This window comes from Actinoalloteichus caeruleus (assembly GCF_049311605.1).
Classification (GTDB): Bacteria; Actinomycetota; Actinomycetes; order Mycobacteriales; family Pseudonocardiaceae; genus Actinoalloteichus_B; species Actinoalloteichus_B caeruleus.
Genome location: NZ_CP186005.1, coordinates 465,354 through 480,527, shown reverse-complemented (window position 1 = coordinate 480,527; position 15,174 = coordinate 465,354). Strand labels below are relative to the sequence as shown.

At 74.5% G+C, this 15,174-nt stretch carries 14 protein-coding genes; 9 read left to right on the top strand and 5 right to left on the bottom strand.

Features of this window, described 5'->3' with window-relative positions; all coding sequences use genetic code 11:
- The first annotated feature begins 159 nt into the window (after positions 1-159).
- Both ACOJVX_RS02180 and ACOJVX_RS02175 read left to right on the top strand, forming a co-directional pair.
- Positions 160-1,656, top strand: a complete 1,497-nt coding sequence (locus ACOJVX_RS02180; protein ID WP_026417505.1) for an NCS2 family permease — start codon at positions 160-162, stop codon at positions 1,654-1,656.
- Between the two features lie 53 nt (positions 1,657-1,709).
- Complete coding sequence (locus ACOJVX_RS02175; protein ID WP_245588681.1) at positions 1,710-2,009, top strand: DUF2530 domain-containing protein; 300 nt, start codon at positions 1,710-1,712, stop codon at positions 2,007-2,009.
- Positions 2,010-2,132: 123 nt separating this feature from the next.
- Here ACOJVX_RS02175 and ACOJVX_RS02170 read toward each other — a convergent pair whose 3' ends face one another.
- Positions 2,133-5,318: a sacsin N-terminal ATP-binding-like domain-containing protein gene (locus ACOJVX_RS02170; protein ID WP_422647202.1), complete on the bottom strand. Its 3,186-nt coding sequence runs from the start codon at positions 5,316-5,318 to the stop codon at positions 2,133-2,135.
- Positions 5,315-6,448, bottom strand: a complete 1,134-nt coding sequence (locus tag ACOJVX_RS02165) for a DUF3027 domain-containing protein (protein ID WP_103055794.1) — start codon at positions 6,446-6,448, stop codon at positions 5,315-5,317. Before ACOJVX_RS02165 ends, ACOJVX_RS02170 begins: the two co-directional genes overlap by 4 nt.
- Before the next feature lie 57 nt (positions 6,449-6,505).
- Between ACOJVX_RS02165 and ACOJVX_RS02160 the strand changes: the two genes are divergently transcribed.
- A complete protein-coding gene (locus ACOJVX_RS02160) occupies positions 6,506-7,411 on the top strand; it encodes a glutaminyl-peptide cyclotransferase (RefSeq protein WP_103055795.1) in 906 nt (301 codons plus the stop codon).
- A 56-nt stretch (positions 7,412-7,467) separates the two neighbouring features.
- On the opposite strand, the gene ACOJVX_RS02155 is transcribed toward ACOJVX_RS02160, so the two are convergent.
- On the bottom strand, positions 7,468-8,064 hold the full coding sequence (locus tag ACOJVX_RS02155; protein WP_026417510.1) for a TetR/AcrR family transcriptional regulator: 597 nt from the start codon (positions 8,062-8,064) through the stop codon (positions 7,468-7,470).
- A gap of 80 nt (positions 8,065-8,144) precedes the next feature.
- Between ACOJVX_RS02155 and ACOJVX_RS02150 the strand changes: the two genes are divergently transcribed.
- From ACOJVX_RS02150 to ACOJVX_RS02140, 3 genes are all read left to right on the top strand, one after another.
- Positions 8,145-8,909 (top strand): alpha/beta fold hydrolase, encoded by a 765-nt coding sequence (locus ACOJVX_RS02150; protein WP_026417511.1) that lies wholly within the window; start codon positions 8,145-8,147, stop codon positions 8,907-8,909.
- A 687-nt stretch (positions 8,910-9,596) separates the two neighbouring features.
- Positions 9,597-10,982 carry an MFS transporter gene (locus ACOJVX_RS02145; protein ID WP_035291399.1) on the top strand — a complete coding sequence of 462 codons (1,386 nt, stop codon included), beginning with the start codon at positions 9,597-9,599 and terminating at the stop codon, positions 10,980-10,982.
- A 73-nt stretch (positions 10,983-11,055) separates the two neighbouring features.
- Positions 11,056-11,580, top strand: coding sequence for a DUF2771 family protein (locus ACOJVX_RS02140; RefSeq protein WP_245588682.1), 525 nt, complete (start codon positions 11,056-11,058; stop codon positions 11,578-11,580).
- Between the two features lie 187 nt (positions 11,581-11,767).
- On the opposite strand, the gene ACOJVX_RS02135 is transcribed toward ACOJVX_RS02140, so the two are convergent.
- Complete coding sequence (locus ACOJVX_RS02135; protein WP_016700119.1) at positions 11,768-12,154, bottom strand: cold-shock protein; 387 nt, start codon at positions 12,152-12,154, stop codon at positions 11,768-11,770.
- Positions 12,155-12,430: 276 nt separating this feature from the next.
- Here ACOJVX_RS02135 and ACOJVX_RS02130 point away from each other — a divergent pair, with 276 nt between their 5' ends.
- The 3 genes from ACOJVX_RS02130 to ACOJVX_RS02120 all read left to right on the top strand — a co-directional run bounded on the left by ACOJVX_RS02130 (position 12,431) and on the right by ACOJVX_RS02120 (position 14,357).
- Positions 12,431-12,652 carry a hypothetical protein gene (locus ACOJVX_RS02130; RefSeq protein ID WP_026417513.1) on the top strand — a complete coding sequence of 74 codons (222 nt, stop codon included), beginning with the start codon at positions 12,431-12,433 and terminating at the stop codon, positions 12,650-12,652.
- A 126-nt stretch (positions 12,653-12,778) separates the two neighbouring features.
- The gene (locus ACOJVX_RS02125) at positions 12,779-13,456 is read left to right on the top strand and encodes a TetR/AcrR family transcriptional regulator (RefSeq protein WP_162147267.1); all 678 of its coding nucleotides are present in this window, start codon (positions 12,779-12,781) and stop codon (positions 13,454-13,456) included.
- A gap of 121 nt (positions 13,457-13,577) precedes the next feature.
- Positions 13,578-14,357: a PhzF family phenazine biosynthesis protein gene (locus ACOJVX_RS02120; protein WP_026417514.1), complete on the top strand. Its 780-nt coding sequence runs from the start codon at positions 13,578-13,580 to the stop codon at positions 14,355-14,357.
- Between the two features lie 48 nt (positions 14,358-14,405).
- Here ACOJVX_RS02120 and ACOJVX_RS02115 read toward each other — a convergent pair whose 3' ends face one another.
- Positions 14,406-15,164 carry an HAD-IIA family hydrolase gene (locus tag ACOJVX_RS02115; RefSeq protein ID WP_211237461.1) on the bottom strand — a complete coding sequence of 253 codons (759 nt, stop codon included), beginning with the start codon at positions 15,162-15,164 and terminating at the stop codon, positions 14,406-14,408.
- Positions 15,165-15,174 lie beyond the last annotated feature (10 nt).

The following is a 15,174-nucleotide window of genomic DNA, read 5'->3' as shown; positions in this document are numbered from 1 at the left end:
GCGACGCGGGGTGGTCGCTGCGGGGAGGTCGACGGAGCCGGGCGCCCGGGTGGGCGAGGCCACGTCCCGACCCGCCACCCCCGCGTCCCCGACGAGGCGCCCGACGACGCGGTCGCGCGCGCCGTCGCGCCTACCGATCCAGTCCAGTACGGGAGCACCATGTCCAGCAACGGTGACGGCACCACCGTCCAGAACTCGTCCGAGCCCCCGGGCAGGTCCCGGCTCGACCGGTTCTTCAAGATCTCCGAACGCGGTTCCTCCGTGTCCCGGGAGATGCGGGGTGGCCTGGTCACCTTCGTCACGATGGCCTACATCATCGTCCTCAACCCGCTGATCCTCGGCAGCTTCTCGGCCGACGACCCCGGCGCCAAGGTGGACGTCAACGGCGACATCCTCACGGTCCCCCAGGTCGCGGCGGCCACCGCCCTGGTCGCGGGGGTGATGACGATCCTCTTCGGGCTCGTCGCCAACTACCCGTTCGGCCTGGCGGCCGGCCTGGGGATCAACACCCTCGTCGCGGTCACCATCGCTCCGCAGATGACGTGGCCGGAGGCGATGGGGTTGGTGGTGATCGACGGCCTGATCATCCTGGTGCTGGTGGCGACCGGCTTCCGCACCGCCGTGTTCAACGCGGTCCCCGCTCCGCTCAAGGCGGCGATCGCCGCCGGCATCGGCGCCTTCATCTGCTTCATCGGGCTCGTCGACTCCGGCTTCGTGCGCCGGATACCCGACGAGGCGGGCACCACGGTGCCGGTCGGGCTCGGGATCGACGGCTCCATCGCCTCCTGGCCGACGGCGGTGTTCGTCGTCGGCCTGATCCTCACCGGCGTGCTGGTGGCCCGGCGCGTCAAGGGCGCGATCCTGCTGGGCGTCCTCGGCGGCACCGTGCTGTCGGTCGTCACCGAGTGGCTCACCGGAGCCGGCCGCGGCGGTCCGGACAACCCGACGGGTTGGAACCTGAGCTACCCGGGCCTGCCCGAGCAGTGGCTGTCCCTGCCGGACCTGTCACTCGTCGGCGACGTCTCCTTCGGCGCCTGGACCAGGCTGCCCGCCATCACCGTCAGCCTGCTGGTCTTCACGCTGGTCCTCGCGAACTTCTTCGACGCGATGGGCACCATGACCGGCCTGGGCAAGGAAGGCGACCTGATGGACGACAAGGGCCAGCTGCCCGGCGTCGGTCGAGCCCTGTTCGTCGAGGGTGTGGGCGCGGTGGCCGGCGGCGCCGGCTCCGCGTCGTCCAACACCGTCTTCGTGGAGTCGGCGGCGGGCATCGCGGAGGGCGCCAGGACCGGGTTGGCGAACATCGTGACCGGCCTGCTCTTCCTGGCCGCGATGTTCCTGACCCCGCTGTACCAGGTGGTGCCGATCGAGGCGGCCGCCCCCGCGCTGGTGGTGGTCGGGGCCATGATGATCGGCCAGGTGCGGCACATCGACTTCACCGACTTCGGTGTCGCGCTGCCGGCGTTCCTCACCATCGTGGTGATGCCCTTCACCTACTCGATCGCCAACGGGATCGGCGTGGGCTTCGTCAGCTACGTGCTGATCCGGGCCGCCACCGGCAAGGCCCGGTCGATCCACCCGTTGTTGTGGGTGGTGGCGGCGGCGTTCGTCGCCTACTTCGCCGTCGGCCCGTTGCAGGCGGCCTTCGGCGGCTGACCCGGCCACCCGGGCGTCACCTCGGCCGGCGGTTCGGGCGTAATCTGGCGGTCGTGGCCGAGTCGCACGGGAACGATGAGCACCAGGGGGGTCCGCCCTCGCGGTGGAAGGACCTGCCCCCACTCAGCGAGCGGCTGGCTCGGTCCGATCCGGTCGTCCTGGTGGGCACGGCCCTGTGGGCCCTGGCCTTCCTGGTCCTCCTCGTGCTCAACCTGACGACCTCCGCCGAGCTGTCCACCCTGGTCTGGACCGCGCTGTCCGGATCGGTGCTGGGGCTGATGGGCTACGGGGTGATGTGGTGGCAGCGGCGGGCCCGGCAACGGGGCTCCCGCACCGCCCAGGTCGGTGCCTGAGACCGGGTCCTGAGACCGGATCCGGTCCGCGCCCCTCCGAGCGGTCGTCGGGGGGCGGCCCGACGAGGCCGGTGAGCGGCCCGCTGCGCCGGCTCGCCCGGGTGGCACTCCCGGTCCGCCCGGTCAGCCGAGCAGCGTGGCGGTGGTGGGTGCGACCAGCAGCGCGGCGAGCAGGTGGCGGTGGGACCACTGCCCGGTGTTCCAGGCCAGCGCCGCCGCCAGTGCCCGGGGAGTGTCCGTGGCGTGCGCCCGCCCCGTGCCGTCGACCCACCACGGCACCTGGTGCCGGCGGCCCTCGCACACCACCTCCAGGCCGTCGTGCACCAGCACGACCGGGGCTCCCTCCCCCTCGCCGGGCAACGCGAGCAGGTCGGCCACCGCCGCGCCCCCGGCCAGCCGGGCCAGCTCGGCCGGCCGGCCGGCACCGACCGGTTCGGCGCCCCACAGCTCCGAGGCCAGCGGCAGGTCCAACAGCCTGGCCAGGTCCTCGCCACTCGCCCACCCGGTGGCCACGCCGGTGCCGGCCCCCGCGCCACCGGGCCATGAGGAGCCGTTCTCCGGCCGGCCGTCGCCACCGGCCGCGACCAGCCGCGCCGCGTCGGCGACCGCCAGGAACCACGGACCGTCCAGGACGACCGCCTCGTCCGCCGGAACGCAGCCGCCGGTCAGCGAGCGGACGTGGTCGGGCGGATCGACGTCCTCCGGGCTCACCCGCCCGGAGCGCACGGCGACGGCCAGCTCGGCGTGCGCCCGCAGGGCCACCCCCTCGGACACGTCCCGCCCCCGGTCCCCGAGCCGCCCGAGCAGGTCCTCGGCGTCCTCGGCGTCCTCGACCCGCAGTCCCGCGCGCACGCCGGCGGCGACCAGCAGTTCTGTCACCGCCACGGGGTCGAGGGTGACCCCGCCGTGCTCCCCGGCCAGACCGAGGTCGGGCACGGGGTCGTGGAGGCCGGCGAGCGCGGTGGCCGAGTCCAACCGCCACTCGCGGGGCGGGCGGCCCGCCAGCAGGGCGTGCCTGGCCAGCCACCAACTCGTGTAGCCGGTCGCGGTGACGGCTCGCCAGGTGTCGGGGCGGGCTCGCAGCAACCGCAACGCCGAGGGCCACTCGTGGTCGTCGACGAGGTCGAGGTCCCGGACGGCGATCAGCTCGCGGGGACCGTCGTCCTCGGCGCCGGCGGCGTCCCACCACTCCTCCTCGTCCGCGAGGTCGTGGTCGGGTCCGGTGGGGTGCTCGTCGTGGAGGACGGCGAAGGTCTCCAGCACCCCGACCTCGACCAGCACGGGGGCCGGCCACCGGTCGGCGAACGCCGCGTCGAGCGTGGCCAGGGGGGAGTCCTCGGCCAGCACCGCGCGCAGCGGCGAACCCGGCAGCACCACCTCGTCGGCTCGGGCCCAGTCGCCGTCCTCGGTGGGCAGGGCGAGCGCGGCCAACCACGGTCTGGTCCCGCTCCCGCCCGATTCGGCGACAAGGCGGAGGACCAGGTCGGCGCGGGAAGCCACGTCGATCCCGGCGTCCGCGTCATCCAGGCTGCGGTCCACCGCGGCCCTGAGTGGCTCGGAGTCCAGCAGCTCGGCGGGGCCGGCCTCCCTCGCGCCCAACTCGCGCAGCAGCGGGTGGTCGACCTCGGGGTGCGCCAGCCGCAGCCCGGTGATCTCCGCTTCGGCGAGTTCCTCGGCGTCCACCAGCCCGGAGGCCGGGAGGAGGACGTCGCGGGGGCCGGTGGCGGTGCGGCCGTCGACGAGGGGGACGGGCAGTCCGCCCAGCGCTTCCCGCCGGTCCGGATCCTCGGCGAGCCGCGCCGAGAGCGCCGTGTAGAGGGAACGCCACCAGGACGGCGGTCGGGCGATCCCGGCCAGCTCCTCGACCACGTCGGCGGGGCTGACCCGCTCGACCCCGAGGGCGGCCAGCGCGCTGGCCGCCCTCCGGTGCGACACCGAGGGGGCCACCAGTCCTGGGAGCAGCGGGGCGAGCGCGACCCCCAGCTCCGCATCGAGGTCAGGGAACACGCGTGCTCCGGCCGGCGCCACCCGCCGCCCGTCAGCCGAGGGCAACCACTGCTCGGCGCGGAGCGCGGTGAGGACGCCCTCCCGGAGCGCGGAGTCCACGTCGGACCGGGGGAACCCTGGTCGTGGCACCAGTTCGGTCCGGTCCGACTCCTCGGCCGCGAGGAGCAGGGCGGGGTAGGCGCGAGCGGCCTCGGCCAGCACGGCATCCGTGACCGGTCCGGGGAGCACCCGGCGGCGGGACGGTTCGAGCGGGACGTCGGCGAGCAGGCGGGCCGGCAGGGAGGTGGCCTCGTCGGTCCCGGTCGGGGCGTGCAGCACGTCCTCGGACAGCGGGTCCGGGGTGCCCTGGGCGGCCGTGGGGACCGCCCAGCGCACGGACCAGTCGGTGCGGCGGGACTCGACGCCCAGCGCGGTCGGCTCCACGCGCAGTTCCCCGCTCGCGCTGGCCACCAACCACCGCCGGGCCCCGTCCGGGGTCCGCACCACGATCCTGGAGAGCGCGGGGGGCGGGTGGGGTGCCGCGGCGTCGCCTGGGTGGGGGCCGGGCGCCGGCGGGGCCAGTGGTGTCTCCTCGCACGACCAGTCGTCGGCACCGACCCGGACGCGCCGCAGGCCGGGCAGGGCGAGCAGCAGGTCCTCGGCCTGGTCCCGGAATACCGCGAGCAGCGCCTCCCCGTCCACTCCCGGGGCCAGCGGGAGCCGCACCTCGGTGGTGAACCCGGCGGGTGGGCCCGGTTCGCCGGGCGGCGCCGGCCAGGGCAACCGGAGGACGGGGACCGCGCCGTCCCTGGCCGCGACGAGGTCGGCGAGGTCGGGGATGGCGGTGATCTCGGAGCGCGTCGCCGCGGCGCTGAACCGCACCCCGCCGTCCCTGGAGACGATCCGTGGTTCCTCGGTCACGGCGAGGACCGCCGCGAACCCCACGCCGAACCTGCCGGACGTCGCCTCGGGGCTGATGGCCTTCGTCGAGGCCCGCAGCGAGGAGAGGGCCTCGACTCCCCGCGCGTCCAGCGGGCGACCGGTGTTCGCCACCCGCAGTTCCGGGCCGGCGCCGCCCTCGGCGATGGTCACCAGGAGTTCCCCGGGAACTCCCGCCTCCAGGGCGGCATCCGCCGCGTTCTGGGCCAGCTCGACCGCGACGCGGTCCCGGTACCCGCCGTACCGGAGGTCCTCCTCGCTGTTGGCGTCCTCCCGGAACCGGGTGCGGGACGAGCGCCAGGCCCCGAGGACGGCGGCCCGGATGCGTCCCGTGCCGAAGGGGTCGTCCGGTTCGGACGCCTGGTCGGCCGGCCGTCCGGTCACCGCTGCTGACCGGACCCCGGGGAGGACCGTCGGCGGCGGCGGGCGCGGGGAGCGGGCGCGGTCTCCTCCTGGTCCCGCTCGTCCACCGGGGCGGGGGCCTCCGCGTCGGCCGGGGCGTTCCCCGCCGCCGCGCCCTCCCCGTGAGCCTCGCCGGCGCCGTCGGCGACCGGGCTCCCGGCCGTCGTGGTGTCGGGGGTGCCCTCGTCCTGGCTGGCCGGGGCGGTGGGGCCGGCCTGCTCCGGCGCCGGGTCGCTCGGCTCCCCGGCGGCGGCGGGTCCGGCGGAGGTCTTCGTGGGACGGCGCTCGCCCTCGGCGATGCGGTTCACCGTCCCCACCGGGATGAGGTCGACGCCGGCGTCGTCGTAGACGACCTCGGCGATGGGCACCGGGGAGGTACCGCCACCCTCCGCCTCGGAGTGCGCTCCGCAGCCGTACTCGACGTGCACGACCCGGCTGTCGGCCGGGGCGAGCTCGTTGCCGCACGCACCGAAGGCCGCTCCGAGGGAGCCGTCGAGGGGGAGGTAGAAACCGCAGGTCCCGCAGTTCCCCGGGGCGCTCTTGGCCATGTCGCTGTCGGGGCCGAACTCACCGGAGACCCACCGTTCGGCGATCTCGACCCGGCCGTGCCTGCCCAGCACGCGGTGCCGACCGAGGCCGAGTTCCCTGGCGACGTCCTCGATGGCGGGGTCGTCGCTGGCGAGGTAGCCGGGTACCAGCCGGGGATCGTCCGCAGGGGTCGGCAACAGGTCACCGACGCCGAGGTCGCCGGCGCGGACCCGCTGGTCCCAGGGCAGCCACTCGGGGGCGACCAGCGCGTCGGGGCCGGGCAGCAGCACGACCTCGCTCACCGTCACCGGGCTGCCCGGGCCCGCGTGGGCGAGGGTCACGGCCCAGCGCCAGCCGACGTAGCCGGGGTGTGTGGCCGCGAACAGGTGGGTGGCGGCGGAGTCGTCCTCCGCGAGGACGTCGACGTGCTGACCGACGACCTCGCTGCCCGCCTCCTGCTGGGCGGCCTCCCAAGCCAGGTCGACCGCCGCCGCGAGCTCGGGGGCTGGTTCACGCGCCTCGACCGGTTCCTCCTGGTCAGAGGCGGTGTCAACATCGGCGTCGTAGGGCGTGGGAGTTGACATCACGGCGTCAATTGTGCCCGACGCCTTTTGATCTCCCCGCTCCCGTGCCAGGGTGTCATGGTGCGCTTTCGCCCGATCCCCCGTGCGCGGCCCCTCGGCCCCGGACGGGTCGGTCGTGGCGCCCGCCCGCGCCGAGCCGTCCTCGGCCTGCTCGTCGCCCCCGTGCTCGTCCTCGCCGCCTGCTTCCCGCCTGCCGAAGAGCAGGACGCGGGTTCCTCCGAGGACTTTGTCAACCAGGCCGAGCAGGACGTCACGCACGGTGGCAGCGTCCCACAGCGGCTGGCCGTCGACGTCATCGAAGTCCTGCCCCACGACGTCACCGCGTTCACCCAGGGGCTGGAGGTCGCCGACGGCGTGCTCTACGAGGCGACCGGGCGGGTCGGGTCGTCCTGGGTCCGCGCCACCGATCTGGGCACCGGCGAACGACTGGCCCACGAGGACCTGCCGCCACCGCTGTTCGGCGAGGGCATCACGGTGGTGGACGACCGGTTGTGGCAGCTCACGTGGCAGGACGGCACCGCGTTGCTCCGGGACCGGCACACCCTGCGGGAGCTGGACCGCGTCGAGTACGCCGGGGAGGGCTGGGGGATCTGCCACGACGGTGATCGGCTCGTGATGAGCGACGGCACCGACGTCCTGACCTTCCGCGACCCGGAGACCTTCGCCGAACTCGGCTCGGTGGCGGTCACGAACGCGGGGGCACCGCAGCGGAACCTCAACGAGTTGGAGTGCGTCGACGGCGGGGTCTGGGCGAACGTCTGGTTCAGCGAGGACATCCTCCGCATCGACCCGGGGACGGGCGCTGTCACCGACGTCGTGGACGCCTCCGGCCTCCTACCTCCGGAGGAGCAGGCGGGCGTGGACGTGTTGAACGGGATCGCGGCGCTGCCGGGGACCGACGAGTTCCTGATCACGGGGAAGCTGTGGCCGTCGATGTTCCGGGTGCGGTTCGTCGACGGCTGAGGCAGGCGAGTGCCCCCGCCACCGGTGGTTCCCCCCTCCCCGCCCCTCCCGCTCCGTCAGCTCGGCCAGGCACGCAGGGCGAGCGTGACGACCTCGTGCAGCCGTTCCCGTGGGGTGCCCGCGTTCGCCTGGTTGGACAGGCCCTCCCAGACCACCCGCACCCACTCCGTCCAGGCCTCGGGGTCCACCTCGGCGCCCAGCGCGCCGGAGGCCAGGTCCCGCTCGATGCGTTCCCGGACGACGGCGGTCAGGGCGACCTGCTGTTCCTCCAGGGTCCTGCGCACGTCGATGGTGTCGGCGCCGCCGGTCATGGCGGCGCTGACGGTGAGGCAGCCCATCGGCCGGTCCTCGTCGGTGAACTCGTCCACGGAGTCCCGGAGCAGCCGTTCCACCGCCGCGCGCGCGGTGGGCTCACCGGCCGCGTCGACGTAGATGGCCGTGTAACGCCGCATGTACCCGAGGACGGCCTCGGCGAACACCGTGCGTTTGTCGCCGAAGGCCGCGTAGAAGCTGGACGGGGAGATCCCCATCGCGCCCGTCAGGTCGGCGAGGGAGGTGCCGTCGTAGCCGCGTTCCCAGAACAACCGGGTGGCGGTCAGCAGCGCCTCGTCCCGGTCGAAGCCGCGTCGTCGCCCGCGTCCCGGTGTGCCCATGCCCGGGATTCTGCTTGAGCGGAGCGAGGGCGCCGACTACCCTCCAATTCTGGAATGACCACTCCAGAATTGGAGGGCCGATGCGCTGGGAGTCCCGTCTCGTCCACCGCGCCGGAGCGCGGCTCCACGGCCGGTGGCGGGCCGGGCAAGGGCCGCCCCTCGTCGTCGTCCCGGGGGTGCTGGCCGAGGCCCGCGACTTCCTCCCCGTGGCCGGGGCGTTCGGCCGTCCCGAGCCCACGCTCGTCCTCGACCGGCGTGGGCGTGGCCGCAGCGGACCGCTCGGGGAGGACTACTCCACGCGCACCGAGGTGGCCGACCTCCTCGCCTGGGTCGACGAGCTGGCGAGCCCGGTTCGGCTCGTGGGGTGGAGCTACGGAGCCACCATCGCCCTGGAGGCGGCGGCGCTCGACGACCGGGTCCTCGGCGTCGTGGCCTACGAACCGGTGCTCGCGCCCTTCGCCGAGCACGTCCTGCCCGCGCTGCGCGGCGCCGACCTCGACACCAGGGTGGAGATCGTCAACGTGGACATCGCGCGCCTACCGCGCGAGCGGGTGGCGGCCCTGCGCGGCACGCCGGCCTGGGCACGGCTCCGGGAACTCGCCGCTCCCCTTCCCGAGGAACACGCCGCGCTGAACCGGTTCCGCCCCGACGCCGCCTGGTCCGGCCTCGCCGCCGACCTCGTCCTCGGTGAGCACAGCAGGGGGCGCCCGCCCTACGGCGACGCCTTCGAGCGGGTCGCCGACCTGCTGCCGCTGTCGCGCACCACCCTCCTCCCCGGACACGGGCACCTCGCCCACGCCGAGGACCCCGTGGCGCTGGGCCGGCTGATCGGCACGCTGCTCTGAGCTCGGACGTCCACGGCGGCACCTCGCAGAGGCCACACCGGCCGCTCCACACCGAGCCGTGCGGACCGCGCGGGTGGACTCCAGGCACGGATCTCCCCTCCCTCGCGGCGACGGGGACGACCCCGGCCGACCGCGACGGCGGTACCGCCCCCGTCGTGCGTCGTCCTGGTGCAGGATGGGTTCCGGTGGGAGTCGTTCCCGCCACCGGAACTCCGACACGCGAGGAGGTCGGGAGGGTTGGGGCGCAAGCGTCGTTGGGTTGGTGAACAGCACGTTCCGCCACCACCACCGCCCCCGGAACAGGACTCCCCGCACGGGGCCCGCACCCGGTGGGGACGTCGGCCACGGCGGGGGTGGACCGACCAGCCCTCCATCCCCCCACCGGTCGACCGCCCCGCGCGCGCGCCGGACCAGGGACTCCACGGCGGGCCGACCGAACGGCACACCGCGCCGGTGCGGCACCCGGGGTGGGGCGGCCCCCGGCCAGCGGAGGAGCACCCACGGGCTCAGCCGAACCCGCCCGCACCGGGTGATCCGGCGGCGGAGGGGGCCGGAACCAGGGACGAGGACCCCACGCGGCGCCTCACCCCACCACCGCCACCCGGCTCCGGACCCGAGCGGGATGGCCGGCGGGGTGGTGACACCCGCCCGCTCCGCGACGGCGGACCGCCGCCGAGGAAGCTCACCGTGACCCGGGTCGCCCTGTACCGGGCCCGTCAGCTCTCCCTGCACGCGGTGGACCTCTTCTGGCGGGCCGCGCACGCCGACGGGGCGGCGCGGACGGGGCTGGACCGCCTCACCTACGCGGTGATGGCGAACGTCGCCGTGGACGCCGCCATCGCGGTCGCGCTGGCCAACACCTTGTTCTTCTCGGCGGCCCCCGGCGAGAGCAGGGGCATGGTGGCCCTCTACCTGCTGATCACGGTGGCCCCGTTCGCGGTGGTCGCTCCGGTGGTCGGGCCGGCACTGGACCGGATCCAGCAGGGCAGGCGGTACGCGCTGGGGGCGTCCTTCGCGGCCCGGGCCCTGCTCGTCGTGGTGATCGCCCTGAACCCCGACGGCTGGGTGCTGTACCCGGCCGCGTTGGGCTGCGTGATCATGTCCAAGTCGTTCGGCGTGCTCCGGGGAGCGGTGACGCCCCGGGTCCTCCCCGCCGAGGTCTCCCTGGTGCGCACCAACTCCCGCCTGACGATCTTCGGGTTGGCGGCCGGAGCGGTCGCCGGTGCGCTGGCCACCGGACTGGTCGCGCTGTTCGGCTCCGGCGGGGCGCTCTGGTGGGCCGCGCTGCTCGCGGTCGGGGGGACGGCGCTGTGCCTCCGCGTCCCCGCCTGGGTGGAGAACACCGACGGGGAGGTGCGGGCCACCCTCGGCGCCCGGCCGGGCGGTGCGCGACAGCCCCTGGGCCGCCTGGTGGTGCTGGGTCTCTGGGGCGCCGGGACCGCGCGCCTGTTGACCGGCTTCCTGACGTTCTTCGCCGCCTTCGCCATCCAGGCGACGGACGACACCGCGGGGATGCACGTGCTCATGCTGGCGCTCCTCGCGGGAGCGGCCGGCCTGGGCAACCTGCTGGGCAACGCCGTGGGCAGCCGGATCCGGATGAGCCGACCCGACCAGGTGGTCATCGGTGTGGTGGGCGCCGCGCTGGCCAGCACCGCGCTCGCGGCGATCGCCGCCGGCTACCCCACCGCCCTGCTGGTCGCCCTCGTCGGAGCGACAGCCAGCGCGCTGGCGAAGGTCAGCCTGGACTCGCTGCTGCAACGGGAGCTACCGGAGGAGGCCCGGGCGTCGGCGTTCGGGCGGTCGGAGACCGTGCTCCAGCTGAGCTGGGTGTCCGGTGGCGCGCTGGGGCTGCTGTTGCCGCCCACCTACTGGGTCGGGTTCGCGGTGCTGTCGGTCCTCGTGGCGGTCGGGCTCACCCAGACCATCCTGATCGGACGGGGGCGGAGCCCGCTGCCGTTCCTGGCCGCCGGTCCACCGGTGGGCCCCGGGTCCGGCGCCGGGCCGGACCACCCCCCTCCGGCGAACGAGGCGGGGACGCCGCCGGGTCGAGCCGGCCCCGGAGGCGACGGCTGATCGACGGGTTCCCGGTGGCCCCCGCCCCCGCCGGGTGGGCGGTCCGCCCGGAACCGCACCGTAAGCTCCAGCCGTGCGCATCAGGGAGCTGAGGACACGGGCCGGGCGAGGCGGCGGACGAACGGGACGGCGGCTCCGCGCCGTGGGGGCCGCAGGACTGGCAGGGCTCGCCGTCGCGGGCTGCGCGAGTCCGACGGTGCCGGCCGTCTCCTTCTACGCGGCGGGCGAGACGGCCCGGACCGGACCCGCCCAGCACTGCGACGTGCTGATCGAGGAGTGCTCGGTCGACCCGGAGGCGGTGGCGGAGCTGCGGGTACCGCCGGGGTACCCGCTCCAGGTGTCGGTGCCCGGCGAGGTGGGGGACGCCCCGTGGCAGGTGACCTTCCGCTACCGGGAGGACGGCGAGGAGGTGGAGGCCCGCAGCCCCGTTTTCCCGCCAGGGGAACGCCAGGCGTACACGCTGCGGCTCCCCGATGACGCGGCCCAACTGGAGACCGTGGAGATCCAGGAGTTCAGCGCGGTGCTGGTCGAGGACCCCGAGGGGGGCGTCGGATTCATCACGCGCGGCACCTGGGTGCTCTCGGTGGACGACCGCTGACGGGGGGGTGGCCGGCGACGAGGCCGACCGGCTGACGAGGACACCGCCTGCCCTCGCACCGGGGGACGTCCACCGGCTCACCCGTGTCCCGCCGGCGGCGAGGCCGCGCCCCGAACCAGCGGTGCCCGTTCCGGCGGGTGGCGCCCCCTCGGCCACGCGACCGGCACCGGGCTCCGCCGGGACGGCGTCAGGGCTCCAGTTCGCGGGCGACCGCCCGCACCACCTCGGCGATCCGCTTGGTGTTCCGCCGGTCCGGGTAGCGGCCCCGGCGCAGCTCCGGCTGGACCTTCGCCTCCAGCAGCTTGATCATGTCCTCGATGAGGCCGTGCAGCTCCTCGGCGGGACGCCGCCGCGCCTCGGCCACCGAAGGGGGCGCGTCGAGCAGCTTGACCGACAGCGCCTGCGGACCTCGGCGGCCCTCGGCCATGCCGAACTCCACCCGCTGGCCGGTCTTGAGCGCCTCCACCCCCGGCGGGAGGGCGGACGCGCGAACGTAGACGTCCTCGCCCCCGTCCTGGGTCACGAAGCCGAAGCCCTTCTCCGCGTCGTACCACTTGACCCTGCCGCTCGGCACTGTCCTCACCGTTCCCTGTCGTCGATGGATGTCGTTCCGGTGCACTGGGTTCGTCTCCCCCGGCACGACGAACGCGCCCGGACCCAGGCATCATGGCGGATCGCACCGACCGGTACGCCGCCGTCATGGTCCCAAGCCAGGACGCGTCTCCCTCCAGCGTAAGGGGTACGTCGAGCCCGTTCCGCCGTCCTGGGTCCCGACTGCCCCCGCCCCTCCCCCGGTGACGGCGGTCGCCTCGCTACCGGCCGCCCCGTGGCGCGGCGTAAGGTGAGCCTCATGTCGTCGAAGTCCTCCCGGAGCATCGCCCTGCCGATAGCGTTCGTGCTGTTCGCGGTGGGCCTGCTGGCGGTGCTGGGCACCTTCGCCGGGTACGGCCTCGGCTACCAGGACCAGCCGGTGTGGCTGAACGTCGGGACGCTGCTCACCCCGGTCGGCCTCGCGGTCGGCGTCGTGGCGGTGCTGTTCCAGGCCCGGCGGACCCGCCGGTCCGCCCGATGACCGGAGCCGGTCCCGGCCGGGCCCTGCCCTCCGGGGAGCTCGGCTCCCTCCGGCCCCGGGCTGGGTGGTCGGCGTCGACTCCGCCGGTCGATTGACATCGAAGCGCTGTCCGGAAGAATGATCTCCGTGGACTCGGCCACCCGGTTGCCCGTTCGGGTCAAGATGTCGCTCCGGGACACCCTGTTGGCGGGGGCGGTCGAGCTCCTCACCGAACGCGGGTTCCACAAGTTGCGGATGAGCGACGTCGCCGCGACGGCGGGGGTGAGCAGGCAGACCGTCTACAACGAGTTCGGCGGCAAGGAAACCCTCGCCCACGCGGTGGCCCTGAGCAGGGCGCACGCCTACCTCGACGGTGTCGGCGCCGTACTCGCCGCCTCGGACGACCCCGTGGCGGGGGTGAAGGCCGCCGTCCGGCACACGCTGGACCGCACGGTCGAGGACCCGCTGTTGACGTCCATCCTCACCGGGATCAACGCCACCGCCCTCTTCCCGTTCCTCCACGCGCCGGACCGCGTCACGCTGCGGGCCGCCGTGGAGCTGATCAGCAAGCACCTCCGCCAGCAGCTGCCGAGGATGCCTCCCTCCGCCACCGTCTTCTACGCCGAGAGCATCGTCCGGTTGACGCTGAGCCACCTGTTGCTGCCCAGCTCCAGTCCAGCCGAGGCCGCGGACTCCGTCACGGCCATCGCGGCGACCCTGCTCGCCCCGCACCTGTCCGCCCACGCGCAGCGCCGCCGGCCGGCCAGGGGCATCGCCAAACCGGGCGGCCCCCGGGCCTCCCACCTGGGTGGAGCGAGCAACTGACCCGCTCGCGGCGGGTGCTCCCCTCGCGAACTGGGCGTACCGGGAACCACCTGCCGTGAACTGCCAACCAGTTGCGCGCGAAAGGACCACCCGGTGCGCGTCGGCCCGCTAGGGTCTCGCCATGTCGGTTGACGTATACCTCGTGGACGCCTTCAGTGACCGGGCGTTCAGCGGTAATCCCGCCGGAGTGGTCCTCCTCCCCGGGTTCCGGGACCCGGAGTGGATGCAGGCGGTGGCCGCCGAACTGAAGCACTCGGAGACGGCCTTCGTGCAGATCGGGGCCGAGGACCAGGACGAAGCCCTCCCGCTGCGGTGGTTCACCCCCGAGACGGAGGTGGACCTGTGCGGGCACGCCACACTGGCCGCCGCTCACGTGCTCGGTGGCAGCCAGCGCTTCACCACCCGCAGCGGCGAGCTGCGCTGCGTCTCCACGGGTGGGGGCTGGGTGGAGATGGACTTCCCCGCCGACCCGCCGAGCAGGGTGGACGGAGTTCCGCCCACCGGCCTCCCCGAGGTCACCGTGACCGGGATCGGCATGGGCCGGGAGGACCTGCTGGTGGAGGTCGCGTCGCCGGCCGAGGTCCGCGCCCTGCGCCCGGACCTCGCCGCGCTGGCGTCCCTGCCGGGGCGTGGGGTGATCTTCACTGCCGAGGAGACGGCCGGCGAAGCCGACTTCGTGAGCCGGTGCTTCTACCCCAAACAGGGGATCCCCGAGGACCCGGTGACCGGCTCGGCGCACTGCGTCCTCGCCGGGTGGTGGTCGGAGCGGCTGGGACGCTCGTCCCTGCTCGGTGAGCAGGTCTCCGCCCGGGGCGGGCGGGTGCGCCTGGAGCTCGAGGGTGAGCGGGTCCGGCTCGGCGGCCGCGCGGTCACCGTGCTCCGCGGCTCGCTGTACGCCTGACCGCCGGCCGGGCCGGGCCAGCGCCCACGGGCCCCAGGACCGCGACCGTCACCCGGGGAACGGGTCCGCCGACCTGCCGACCAGGTCCGCCACCGTGTCGATGATGCGGGTCGGTCGGTAGGGGTAGGCCTCGGCGGTGTCCCGGCCCGAGATCCCGGAGAGGACGAGGATGGTGGGCATGCCCGCCTCCAGGCCCGACCGGACGTCGGTGTCCATCCGGTCACCGATCATCAACGTGTTCTGCGAGTGGGTGCCCAGTGCGCGCAGGGCGGACCGCATCATCAGCGGGTTGGGCTTGCCCACGTAGTAGGGGGCCCGCCCGCTGGCCCGCTCCATCAGCGCCGCGACGGCACCGGTCGCGGGCAGCGACCCCTCCCGGCTCGGGCCGGTCGAGTCGGGGTTGGTCGCGATGAACTTCGCACCCGCCTCCAACAGGCGCACCGCCCTGGTGATCGCGGTGAAGCTGTAGGTCCTGGTCTCCCCGAGCACCACGTAGTCGGGATCGCGGTCGGTGAGCACGTACCCGACCTTGTGCAGGGCCGTGGTCAACCCGGCCTCGCCGATCACGTAGGCGGACCCGCCCGGCCGCTGGGCGTCCAGGAACTGCGCGGTGGCCAGGGCGGAGGTCCAGATCGCGTCCTCGGGGACGTCGAGACCGTTGCCGAGCAGCCGGGCCCGGAGGTCGCGGGGGGTGTGGATCGAGTTGTTGGTGAGCACCATGAACCTGATCCCGCGCTCGGTGAGCTCGGCGAGCAGCTCACCGGCTCCCGGGACCGGGTGCTCCTCGTGCACCAGCACGCCGTCCATGTCGAACAGG

Bases quoted from the DNA above. Each gene is read 5' to 3' on its own strand.
- ACOJVX_RS02180 (WP_026417505.1), top strand. From the start codon at position 160: ATGTCCAGCAACGGTGACGGCACCACCGTCCAGAACTCGTCCGAGCCC.
- ACOJVX_RS02165 (WP_103055794.1), bottom strand. From the start codon at position 6,448: ATGTCAACTCCCACGCCCTACGACGCCGATGTTGACACCGCCTCTGAC.
- ACOJVX_RS02160 (WP_103055795.1), top strand. From the start codon at position 6,506: ATGGTGCGCTTTCGCCCGATCCCCCGTGCGCGGCCCCTCGGCCCCGGA.
- ACOJVX_RS02155 (WP_026417510.1), bottom strand. From the start codon at position 8,064: ATGGGCACACCGGGACGCGGGCGACGACGCGGCTTCGACCGGGACGAG.
- ACOJVX_RS02150 (WP_026417511.1), top strand. From the start codon at position 8,145: ATGCGCTGGGAGTCCCGTCTCGTCCACCGCGCCGGAGCGCGGCTCCAC.
- ACOJVX_RS02130 (WP_026417513.1), top strand. From the start codon at position 12,431: ATGTCGTCGAAGTCCTCCCGGAGCATCGCCCTGCCGATAGCGTTCGTG.
- ACOJVX_RS02120 (WP_026417514.1), top strand. From the start codon at position 13,578: ATGTCGGTTGACGTATACCTCGTGGACGCCTTCAGTGACCGGGCGTTC.
- ACOJVX_RS02115 (WP_211237461.1), bottom strand. From the start codon at position 15,164: ATGGACGGCGTGCTGGTGCACGAGGAGCACCCGGTCCCGGGAGCCGGT.